Source organism: Serratia sp. CY32780 (assembly GCF_052169135.1).
Lineage (GTDB): Bacteria > Pseudomonadota > Gammaproteobacteria > Enterobacterales > Enterobacteriaceae > Serratia > Serratia sarumanii.
The window spans coordinates 361,127-373,429 of sequence record NZ_JBJNLI010000002.1 but is presented as its reverse complement, the minus strand read 5'-3'; the positions used below and the strand labels follow the sequence as shown (position 1 = coordinate 373,429).

Sequence of the window (12,303 nt, the reverse complement as noted above, 5' to 3'; positions counted from 1 at the left end):
TAACATACCGAGAAATGTGATCCATTCCTCGGTATGTCTTAATTTACTCCCAACGCCTTATACACCGCATCTACAGGTTCAGAGTAAAAACTGACCTGGAATTTGGTAAACAACTCGGCTGGCACCGTCGGGATATCTACCGCGGAAGACATCGGCAGAAGGACCTTTTTCGCGCCGCTATCGAAAGCAAGTTGTAAGCTAGCCGCCAGATCCTGAACAGGGTTGATTACTCCACCGAGTGTCATGCTACCTAAGACGACCATTTGTTCCTGAACGGGTTTCGCCAGTAAAACGGAACACAGCGCAATAAGTGCCGCAAGGCTGGTCGCGGTACTTGGTCCAGTATTGTGCAATTCGACTACGTGCAGGTGGTACTCATGTTCAGAAAATTTCGCTGTTGCGCTAACGCGGCTGAGGTTGCCTTTGAAATAGTCAAATCCAACCCGGATGGCTTCCTTAGCCGAGGTACTTGATCCCAGACCTGAAACGCTATGCTTACCATTGCCTGCGGTCATCTGAGTTTCGAAGCGGTACAGACCCGTCATGCCACTTTCCGCTTGCGTAACCAAATGCACTACGCCTGGCTTTGGCATGCCAGCAGGAATTAATTCGCTGCCGCCCTGTTCTGGCACGCTGACGAAGAATTCTTCCAGCGTCTCGTTATCGATGTAGCTGAAATTCACATCGAAGAACTCCAGACCGCCCAGCTTTTTAAGCTGTTCTTTGACTCGACGACGGGCTTCCATGGCGTAGGTCAGGCAAACACGGACGTCCTCTTTGCTGTAACAGCCATTGGGATGAAGAAGTTTCAATAGACCAGAAACCGTGCGCCTTACCGCGATAACATCTCGCTGGTTGAGGTTATTACCCAGCTTATAGAACTTATCAATCGCATCGGAGAAGCTGCGTTTGCGCATTTCCCGCATGTATTCGGCGAGATAATCTGTGATAAGGCCGTAGCGGTTGGTAAAGAATTCCGGGCGCATTTTCGGGATTTCCCAGCCGGGTATATAGGCATGGAAGCGGTCGAAAAACGCCGTGTCGATCATCGCGGCAGGGAAGGGGGCTAACAGATGGCTGGTTTTGACTAACGTCTCAACGCTCTGATTGATGTTGCCGACGAACACCATCGACGCTTTGCCTTCAATCGAATCTCTGCCGCGTGAAAACGAGCCAGACGCCATGTAATCCTTCATGATTTGCACGCCGTCTTTGTCTTTGAAAGTGATCCCTGCCACTTCATCAAACGCGACCACATCCCACATGCCGACCAAGCCAATCTGGCGGCTGGCCATGTTGTAAAACAGGTTTGCTACCGTGGTTTGCCCGCCGGAAACTAATAGCGAGTTTGGCGAACACTCTTTATAGACGTGACTTTTACCGGTGCCGCGTGGGCCCAGTTCGCAGACGTTATAGTTGTTTTCCACGAAAGGGATCATGCGGGTGATCAGGTGCCATTTAGTTCGCTGCTCAATGTTGGCCGGTTCCATACCCACGGAACGTAGCAGGACATCAATCCACTGGTCGCGGTTGAAGTGCGTACGTGCGGTAAATACCTCTTCCATGTCCATATTGGGCATCTGGATAGGTTTAAGCGTCATCAGAGAGAAGGGGGACGTTTTCTGTCCTTCCTCAAAGAAGTAGTTCACGGTGATCATGCACCAGATGCCGCCGGTCAACAGCTTTTCGTTGTCCTTGACCATCTGCGGCGGAACCAGTGCATCTTTAATGCCGAGGTTGGAGAGCTGGGCTTCGTAAACGTCTTTCTTCTGATTGAGCTTTACCGACACTTTATCGATGATCTTGTAGGATCCTCGCTCACGAATGAGCGATTTCACCTTCTCTGCTTCATCAGGGCGGACGTAGTTATCCGCCAGAATGCGCTTAACGTTATGCAATCCTTGCTCGACGATCTGGTCATCGTCGGAAGCGCAGTACATACCGAGCAGATACTCCAGCACATAGACCGGGACGTTAGCCCCTTCCTTGAGCTGCTTGGTCAGATCTTTACGCACTACCCGACCGCGAAAATGCTGATTCAGTAAGGCGTCCAGATCGTAACCTTCTGCGACGAGTTCCCCTTCTGAGACGGCTGGAACGGGTAAGTCATGATGGGTTTGCATATCGCCTCACTTAAAAGAAATCATCCTGAAATGCCAGATCGATAATCACAGGGTACTTCTGGTAACCCGTTTCCGTTTGTGCGTCTTCCAGTATCAGCCAGTATTCATTACGGCGATTGAAATTCGCGCCAATCAGCTTCAGCGTAACGTCACGCACGCGTTTTTCCATTGTGTTGTTATCGCTGTCAAAGCAGATTCGCTCTTTACCGGATACCACATTATTGGCGTTGTCGACGATGAAGATGTTCAGGGTACGTGGTTCGTATAACTCACCTACCGGATGGGTTTGCAGCAGACTGACTTTATCAATGTTATTGACGAGTTTGATCAGCGGATGGTAATTCACGATGTCTACCGGACGACGCTGAGGTTGCTTCTCGGCAGCGGTTTTCTGCAGCGCTTTCACCTGTAATACGGGAACGCAGACTTCCTGCAGCATGGCGCCACCGTGTACAAACCGCGCGCCACCTGAGAAATGGAAACGCTGGATCCCTTTCGGGATCAGAAACTCACTGTTATCGCTTACGCCTGCGGTATCCGCCACTTTTCCTTTCCAGCAAAAATCATCGGCAGGAAGCTGATGGCCGATAATAAAGCGTTTGTGGTTTTTAATCGTATTGTCTGGCTTGATCTGCAGCGTGGTTTTATCCTGCCCGGAAAGGGGTTGCTGCTGGAACAGGAAGCCGTGGTCCGCTGTAACGATAATGCGTGTACCGTGTAGACGGTTTATCACACGGGTCACTAAATCCTTCAGTTCAACCACCGCGTTGCGGCACGCTTCGAAGGTCTTCTCTTCCGTAGATGCGCTGTCACCCATGGCATCAATGGTGTTATGCCAGATATAGACGATTTCGTAATCGCGAATAAGATCCCGTCCTTGCTGATTTTTCCATTTCAGAAGATCGTCCGATTTTACTGCCATCCCTTTATATTTCTTAAGGATGGTATCGCGATTAGGCGTACCTGAAGTGGATAACCCGTCCGCATAAACGATGTCACCATTACCCGGTTGGTAGCATATCTCGTCATGTGGCAGCAATGCTGCCATTCCCAACTGGGTATAGCTGGGTAACACGCCCAACTGGGAACGCATTTCGGCAGTAAAGCGTTTTTCAGTATTGATCTGGTTGCCCAGCTCTTCTGCCACTTCATAACGCAGCGCGTCGGAGATAATCACGAACACGCGCTTGATTTGTGGATTATTAAACTGCGGCTTAACCACCTCATTATAGAAGTTCTGCTGCCGTGGAATGCCCGCAATACGCCACTCCTGCATACGGTTTTCGGCTTCCAGAACCTTGTTCCAGCTCCGGCTTAATTCTGCCAGGTACCAGTTGGAATATAGCGCTTCGATATAGTCATCTAGGCTTTTCAGGATCATTGCGCCTTTGCTGTGAACCAACAGCGCGTATTCGTTAAACAGGCGGTAGGCCTGGTCAAAGCGGAACAGCTCTTCGCAGTACGCTTTCCAGAACGTTGCGCTGTCCTGATAGTGGAAGCCGTCAATATGACGATTACGCAGATTCAGCAGTCGTTCAGCCTGACGCAGTGCGTCATAGATGGCGTAGTACTCCGGTTGTGTCTGGCACCAGTATTTGCTCTGGCGTTCAGAAAGCAGTTTTTTAAAGGCTTCGCGATCGAGCGTGGTGCTCTCTTCCAGAAGCTGTGTCACCAGAGCATGAATAATGGTTTGTTCAATGCTCAGCGTGGTTTCGCACTCGTGCAGATCATACGGCGAGCTGAGACGGTACTGGTCTTCTGGTCGCAGCGCATCCTGCATCTGCTGTGCGCAATAATCATAGGCTTCTTTGTAGCGACGGTCGGCGCGCCAGGTGACCATGAACGCCAGCGCGGAGGCTCTGCCTGACGGCGTGGTCAGTACGTTTTTTTCAAGCCATTCGCGTTTCTGCGGGTCTGCCTGCGCGGAAAGATCGGTACAAAAAAGCTTTAGGATCAGATTTTCCAGCGAAGGATGCTCGGCCTGATAGCCCATTTCCTGATTCAGAATGTCCCACAGAACGCCATCCAGGTCGTGGCGTTTCAGCATCGCCAGCGTGTTTTCCAGGTCGCTGTCGTCATCTTTTTGCTGATTAACGTATTGGGTAATCAGGCTGAACAGAATCTCTTCCGTTTTTGCTGTTTTCACGCCAGCGATGACCGCAACCATCTTCTTATCAAGGGAGGCTTCGTTTTCCTGCTCAGTCACCAGGCCTTTCAAAGCAGAAAGACGTTTAGTGCTGAAAAATGCCTTCCGGCGTTGTATGTGCTCGCGTAGGCCAAGCTGCGGAATGCCTAACGTATTCAGCGTGATGGCGGCGAAATCGGCATGGAACTCCGTACTATAAAGACGAATATCCAGCAGCCAGTCGAATTCTTTGGGAGGCACGTCGTGGGGGAACCACAGCAAAAACTGCTGTTCAGGCTCATCAATTTCAATGCGCTTTTTAACCGCCAGCTGCGACTGATCGGTCATGTCGAGCAGCGTGACGTTCTCCAGTTCGAGGTTGCCCAGCTCTTCGAGGAAACGCTTATCGGGATCGTGCCAGAAAACGATGCGATGTTCGGCGAATTTTGCTTTAAGGCCGGCAATAAATTCCTGATTTTGCAAGGTCACAATCCCATGTTGATTCGGTAAATTCGAAGATGTCTGAACGCTAGGAAATCGTGTCCCGCGTCCTGACAGAAAGCCGCATTTTATCATGAACTGGAGGTGACGGATGCCTGAATAAGGCCGGTTTCCCGTATCGAGATCACCACCAGGCTAAAGCCTGGTGGTGTGGGAAGGTAAGTTATTTGATTAAATCACCTCAGGCGCATTGCCGGTAATGGCTTTCACATCCGCCAGCAGATCGCCAAATTTACCGTAGTTAACCTTAACGCCGTCGTCGAGATCAATACTGATTCTCATATCAGCATAGTGGCGAAGGCGATCGTCGAAGCTGCGCAGTTCGTTGAATTTTTTGCTCAGATTGTCGCGATCGCGCTTCAGACGCGTCGCTTCGCCGCCGGAGGCACCATCGACCAGTTCGTTCAGGCGATCGATATTGGCCTGATAGCGTGCCAGCAGCGGCACCACATATTCGGTACGCATTCTCGCCAGCGTCGCGTCGTTGTAGCGATGCAGATAAACCAGGCACTCAAACGCTTTCTCTTTACCGGAGCTAAACAGCCAGTAGATCGGGCGCTTTTTATACATCTTCATATGATCTTTCCAGAACTGGGTGGAAAGATAGCGACGGATGGTATCCAGCGCAGATTCGCCTTTTTTTGGTTTTATCGCGTATAAACAGAGGCTTTCAGCAATAAAATCGAGGTTTTCCTGCAAATGTTCTTCGCCCCAGACGGTGCGGACAAACTCTTTGACGCGAGAGGTGACGTCGTCGTCAAACCACTCGTCATCCATCAGAGGCAGGATGCCGTCTTTATCGGCCGGAAAGGTTTTGTATGCGCCTTCGGCGACCAGTTCGGCAAATCCTTTATTGCCTTCGTGGGCGTAGACCAGGCCTTCGCGATCGAGAGAGTAACGGCCCATTTGGCAGCCGATGGAGTAACTTATAAGTTCAGAGAGGGTATCAGATTGAAGGCGACCTTTTCGGTTCTGCGCTTGCTCATTTCGATATCTATAATTTGGATTGCATGTTAAAGAAATATATGATGTGATGATATTATCATTGTCACTTTCATTGGTAATGTTATAACAATTTAATATATTTTTGTTATTATCTAATTCTAGTTCAAGAGTTGTTTTATATAACTCCTCCCATTCATTTAAAAGATTACAGTAGATATCGCTAAGTAGATTGTTGTCCGATAAAATAGAAAAAATATGAACTTTCTTCATGTCCCAAGACGTTTCATATGAATCCCAATCCTGTTTATGAATCTCTAAAAGTTTAGTTACAGTATTTTTAGGAAATGAAGAAATATCTTTTGGGATGGGAATGTCTCTAATGTTAGCAGGTTGGATATTCAATGTTGGATTGATCATCTCTTGTAATGATGTATTTATGTTGCTGCAGAGTAATCCAATTAAAAATTCTTTTGTACCTTCATTAAATGTACAAACACCTGAGGCATCATCAAAAAGAAATCCTTTGGGAGAATAACGGAAACATGGTTTTCCTGAAGTGATTTTACTCCATACAATCGATTCTTTAAATATGCTATCCAGCACAAAGTTATGTGCCCAGATTCTATTTCCTGAGGGGTGAAGGGTATTTTGTAATTCAAAACCGTCATTTTCCCAATTAACAACGTGTTCAAAGTTACCATACCAGTTTCTGAAGTCACCTCCTTTATTATATGGGAACCACTTACGTAAAGTATTTTTAGCCTCAATACGTGATTGACAATTGAAACCAATCTTGTTTATTGAAACCTCATACCATTTTCTAATATATTCTTCAGTGTTGCCTGTAACTAATGCTTGGTTTGGGTTTGCTATATCACCAACAGTTCTTCTATTTTTTATGAAAACATTAATTAAATCATCGCTTGTCCAATATGCAAAAGTTTTATTAGGTAATTCATTAAACGAGGCTAGACTAACTACTTTATTTTTTAAATTCATGGTGGGGAAATTATGTGGAATTCCCGACTCATCGATTTCATAATATCTGATGCAAGAAAAATGAGTTTTTTTATGTTTAATATATGAGTTTTCAAAAATAACTGCAGATGTACCAAAGTTGATACCGAGTGGTGTTTTTCCTTTTCCTTCATATGGCATGTGGATTAAATCATGGATATTTATATTATTAATGATGTCAATCCTCAATTTCTCATATGAAGCAAGAAACATCCATGCTTCCATGACTATAAGACCTGCGTTTCCTCCTTTTTTAACCATAAAAAAAGACTGTTCTATAAACATACTAAATAAGTCAGATTTACTATTAGGGAAGTAACGTTTGGCATAAACTTTGAGCATTTCGTTCATCCAGTTACTACCCATATACGGCGGATTTGCCACCACCGCATCATACCGTTGCGCCAGGATCCATGCCTGCTGAATATACGGAATAAACGCTTTCGCCGCAGCCTTCTGCTGGAAATCTCCTTCCTGTTCCAGGCGATACAGCGCATCGAGAAATGCCTTCAGTTCCGCTTCCTCTTCCTGCGGCACCTGAATCAACGAGCCCAGCGTTTTGGCGTTCACAAAGCGTTTCAACGTGCGCATCAGCAGCTGATATTCGGCGCTGTCGGTATGGAGCAATACGGTATTTTCGGCAAACATATCCCCCATGCTGCCGGTCTGGTTCTGCTGGTGGAAGTTCAGCTGCTGCCACAGCTTAGCAATATCCAGATGCAGGCTCCCCTGCAGGGAGACAATATTCAGGCGCACGTCGCGGGTAAATATCCGGCGGTCATCCTGACGTGCCATCATTAATAATGCAAAACTGGAAAGCTGGGCCGCGCGGTCGTCAATGTCGAGACCAAAAATATTATTTTCCAGAATCAGCTGTGGAATATCGCGGGCGCGATAGCCGCGCTCTTCGTAGATATTTTTCAGCACGTTATAGGCTTCAATCAGAATATGCCCTGAGCCGCAGGCTGGGTCGAGCACCTTGATGCTTTCTGGTTCAATGCTGGCAGGCGTAATGGCTGCCAGCTGTGCCTGCACTTCTGGAGTCTGTTCGGCTGGCTCAATGTAGTAGTCCATTTTGCCTTTCAGCGGCGAGTCCGGGTAGGTCTGCAACCACTGGCGACCGACGGAGTTCTGCACCAGGTACTGCACAATCCAGTTTGGGGTAAACAGCTGGGTGGCGGCAGGAATATCTTCGCTCTTTACCACCTTGCCAATAACGGCCTCTTTTTTCTCGGAGATATAAAACTGATACAGCCAGCCGATAACCTCAACGTCATCCCAGTCTTCAGGTGGAATACCGTCCACCAGACCGCGCAGAATGGAGTCGGTGCGGGTCAGGTTATCCGGCAGCAGAAGTTCAGCTTCATCATCGACTGCTTCAAACAGGAACGGCATCGCACGGTGCAGGGCGTGGCACTGGGCCAGCAGCAGTTCACGGTAGATGGCTTCGTCCTGGTTGCCGGAAAGCTTCATCTCGACCAGCAGCCCTTTTTTCTCCGGCAGCAGCGCTTCTGCCACTTCCGGCACATGGTCCAGCACTTCAAAGCCGATTGGGTTATCCGGATGCGAGAGCATGCGGAAACCGTGGTCAAGATAACCGTGGATTTCCATATAACGAATGGCGCACAGGCGGTTGAACCAGGTGTAGGCACAGTGCTCAACCAGTACGTCAAAGCCCTGCTCGCGGGCGCGTTTTACCAGACGATCGCGGCGGGTGAGGGTGGATTTCGGGTAGTCGAATTGGCCATAGCGCACGGTCTCACCGATGACTTCGGCATCCGCAATCTGCAGATTGCCTTTTTTATCGGCGGAAATCCCCAGCGTGGTTAGCTTCTGGATCACTGCATCGCGAAACTGGTTACGGGCCTGTGGAGCGTATTTTTTGATGTTATTGGTATTCATAGAAAATCCTGCAAAGGGCAGCAGAGCGCTGCCCTGAAATGGGGTTACTGAAGACGAATCCGGTCACCTGCCTCAATGGCTGCCAGCAGGGCAGCACGAAGCGTATCAAGAGCTTTTTCAACCTGCTCGGCGGTTTCCAGCACTTCACCACCGGTGGCTTTGCGCATCTCGCTGGCGACATTGACCAGATGTGTTTTTTTCGGTACCGGCTGGATAACGGGTTTTTCTACCACAACATAGGTCTGCTGTGATTCTGCAGCGCGTGTAGCTTCATTCGCTGCTCGTAGCTGGGCTTCCTGCTTTTTACGCAGCTCGTCGATCCACTGGTTAATCTTCTTCTCAGCATCCGTTTGCAGCGCTTTCGTCTCTTGCTGTTCCGCCAGAATTTCCGGAATCGAATGGCTGACCTCAGCGCGCTTTCTGGCTATTTGCATCGGCAGCAGAACGCTGTTTTGCAGCTCCGATGTGGCATGCGCTTCCTGCAAGCGTTGACGACTCTCTTCGATGCGGGCGTCAATACGTTCCAGGGCGTGCTGGCGGTTCTGTTCAACTAACTGATGGTTAACGTTCTGAACCTGTTCAATCAGCGGCGTGATACGATTGAGATGCTTGTAAGGCTCCGGCATCTGCCAGATGATTTCCAGCTCACCTAACGCTTTTACCGCCACGGCGTCTTTTTCCAGTGCGCTGCGGTTGGATTTAAAGCTTCCGTTCAGCGCAGCCCCCAGCTTTTGCCAGGTGGTGAATTGCTTGCGGTAGAAATCGACCAAATCTTCGCGATCTTCACTGAAATCCAGCAGCTCATTTGCCAGGCTGGTGACCTTCTCAATCAGTGCAAACTCTTCTTTTTCACTGAGAATGGAATTCAGCAGGCGCAGGCCTGTTTCAATCTCATTTTTCCCTGGATTGTTTCCACCTTCCGCTTTTGCTCTGAAGACATTCAGCTCTTGCTTCCAGTCGTCGAAGACCTGACGGATATGTTCGACCAGTGCGGGTTCTTCACGTTCGCTAAACGGCTGCTGGGCAATCTCGGCCATGGTTTGCGCGGCTTTGCGAATTTGCGATTCGTCGTGACGACGTATTTTGTGCAGGCGCATCTCGCTGTGGCGGCGACTGTTATTGAAAAGCTCCCATACCTGCTTACGCTCTATATTGTTATTCTGCTGGCTGAAGCTGAATTTGCCTTTGCGCGCCAGACGGGCAACCAGTAGCTTCACTTCTTCTTCCGGCCATCCATAAGGTCGACGAGCAAAGTGGTTCAGGACATCGCGTAAATAGACCGGTTTATTGTACTCGATGTTCATACTGACCCAGGTTTCCACTTCCCGCATCGCCTCGGGATTAGATTCCTCCAGCTCGCCTAGATCCAGCTCTGTATCATTCTCTACCGTAAGCAGAGCATGGATTTCACGTGCGATATCGCCGTTGAACGGCTTCAGCATTTTTAGCTTGGCAAACGTGTTTTCAATCACATAGCGGCAGGCTTCATCCACGATGCTGGACGGCGTCGAAGATTTCTTCGGTAAACGCTCGCCAATCGCCCAGACGTCTGCTTCAGCAATAAGCGACTCTAGCTGGACGCGCAGCATTTTTTCGCGAACGCTGTTTTCGCGGGCTTTTTCTGAAAGCAGGCTGGCCTGTTCCGGGCGTTGTCCGGCGTTGTCTCTGAGGAATTTTTCGGTCTGGACAACTAAATCAATATCAGTCCAGGTGCGCCCTTCATCAGGCAGGCGAATCAAAACACAGCCATCACCTTCCGAAGTATAAGGACGGCAGGCGGCATCGCTGTTATAGAACGTATAGGTCGGATCTTTGGGGGTAAGAATTTTTACCACCAGATCGTTAAGCATTGCGCCGTCTAACGGGTGTCCGTTCAGGAAGCGGCTGATATCAAAGTCCTGCTTATTCGCCGGATATCGATATTTTCTGTTTTTCAGAATGTCATCAAAGATGATCGACGCCAGTTTTTTATTGATCGCTGAGAAATCGATTTCGACGTTGCGGATCTCGTTCTCGATCTCTTTTTCTTCGTTGGTCAGGAACACGTATTTGTCTTCAACACGTGCTATCAGCATTTCCCGTTCCAGTTTGTTCAGGCTTTTTTCAACGCGGCGGCGAAGCTCGACTTTATCGGTATCGATTTTATCTATCGAAAGGGTGACCAGATTATCGAGTGTACTTTTCAGAACATCGACATAGCGGATCAAGAATAGCGTTTTCAGTAAGTTGCCATCGAATTCATCAAGGATGCCATTCTGGCAGGCCTGAGTGATGGTGCGACTGACAGCGGGTTCCAGGAAGCTCTCAATTGCGGCATAAAAACGCCAGAAGGGAACAAGAGAATCCAGTCCTTGTGGAGCGATTTGCTGCGCCGCTGTCTGGAATGCTTCTAACTGTGAACGTTCACCCATGGCTAACTGTTTACCGGCGGCACCTTTGGTCCGAATAGACTCAAAAACCTTCTGCAGAATTTGGTAGTGCCACGGGACAAAGGGGTAGTTATCAATAAATTCTTCTTCGCTGGTGTAGGGGCGCAAAGAAGCGGTGGTTGTAGGCTCAAAGGCAAGCTGGTTGCGCAGAATGTCGCCTTTTTCCTGCCAGACTTTAGCCAGTGCCGGTTTTGCTGCATCGGTTTTAACCAGCAAACGTTTTTGGATAACTTCGGATGTATTGGAGCTTGAAAGCTGCAGGCGGGTAGAGAAGCGGCCCTGGATTTTAGAGAAATCTTGTCCGTCACGGCTGCTCATTCCGCCAATGGCGGCATCAATATCGGCTTGCGAGGTTACAATTACCCACGCGCGTCCACCGCAGACGACACCAAGATTCTCGGTAATCGTCTGCAGCTTAAGCATCATTTTGCCATCTTTACCAATAAACTGACCGACTTCATCCACCATAAAGAGGATATTTTTGCCGTTCTCATCAAGCCATTCTTTGACCCATTGGCAAAAATTATTGATATCTAATGGGAAGTTTTTATCCAGCTGTTCTACCCACTGACGCGAGGCGTCAATGCTTTGGCCGGTGGCCTGGCTTAGGGCTTCTGCCATTTCATCGCTGATGAAATAGTAGGAATCGCGCTCTTTTTCCCAGCTTGAGCCAGTGATAGTGGAGAAGGCAGTTTTAAACGCGTCGTATTGTCCGCGTTTAGCCAGCTCACGCTCCAGATGAGCGATGTGCGGAAAATCAGCGCAGTAGCCAACCCGTTCGTTAAACACCTTTAGGAAGACTTTAAGGATGGCGTCTTCTTTGTCATCGACGTTAGCACGAGAATCAATATTGAACAGAATCACTTCCGTCGGATGATGGACCGCTTTGTTGATATCAGCGAGGAACAGAGCATCTTTGATTTTGTCTTCAAAGAAGGAGTATGCATTACGTTCTGTACCGTTATGGCTGACTTTGCGGTTAGACAATAGATACGACAGGATCTTGATAAAGTGTGATTTACCTGAGCCAAAGAACCCTGAAACCCATACGCCAATTTTGTTTTCCATGCGTATGCGCTCCGGACCGGTTGCCGGAACATAAGATTCGAAGAAATGGCGAAGATGTCCTTCCAGTTCCCGGGTGATGACGTATTCATCAAGCTCAATCCAGGCACTGGCATCGTCCGTCTGTTCGGCTTTCACAACGCCATTAATATTTCGGTCCAGACGTTTCTCAAAGATCTGTTCAATATTCATTGCT

At 48.6% G+C, this 12,303-nt stretch carries 4 protein-coding genes; all 4 read right to left on the bottom strand.

The window, feature by feature from the left end:
• Positions 1-38: 38 nt before the first annotated feature.
• The 4 genes from brxL to brxC all read right to left on the bottom strand — a co-directional run bounded on the left by brxL (position 39) and on the right by brxC (position 12,299).
• Complete coding sequence (brxL, locus tag ACJ8HH_RS15300) at positions 39-2,123, bottom strand: protease Lon-related BREX system protein BrxL (RefSeq protein ID WP_044865658.1); 2,085 nt, start codon at positions 2,121-2,123, stop codon at positions 39-41.
• 10 nt (positions 2,124-2,133) lie between these two features.
• Positions 2,134-4,731 carry a BREX-1 system phosphatase PglZ type A gene (gene pglZ / locus ACJ8HH_RS15295; RefSeq protein ID WP_044865657.1) on the bottom strand — a complete coding sequence of 866 codons (2,598 nt, stop codon included), beginning with the start codon at positions 4,729-4,731 and terminating at the stop codon, positions 2,134-2,136.
• A gap of 189 nt (positions 4,732-4,920) precedes the next feature.
• Positions 4,921-8,613, bottom strand: a complete 3,693-nt coding sequence (gene pglX, locus ACJ8HH_RS15290) for a BREX-1 system adenine-specific DNA-methyltransferase PglX (RefSeq protein ID WP_060451804.1) — start codon at positions 8,611-8,613, stop codon at positions 4,921-4,923.
• Positions 8,614-8,657: 44 nt separating this feature from the next.
• The gene (brxC, locus tag ACJ8HH_RS15285) at positions 8,658-12,299 is read right to left on the bottom strand and encodes a BREX system P-loop protein BrxC (protein ID WP_044865655.1); all 3,642 of its coding nucleotides are present in this window, start codon (positions 12,297-12,299) and stop codon (positions 8,658-8,660) included.
• Between the last annotated feature and the right edge of the window lie 4 nt (positions 12,300-12,303).

Coding starts and splice junctions, on each gene's coding strand:
- brxL (WP_044865658.1), bottom strand. CDS start 2,123: ATGCAAACCCATCATGACTTACCCGTTCCAGCCGTCTCAGAAGGGGAA.
- brxC (WP_044865655.1), bottom strand. CDS start 12,299: ATGAATATTGAACAGATCTTTGAGAAACGTCTGGACCGAAATATTAAT.
- pglX (WP_060451804.1), bottom strand. CDS start 8,613: ATGAATACCAATAACATCAAAAAATACGCTCCACAGGCCCGTAACCAG.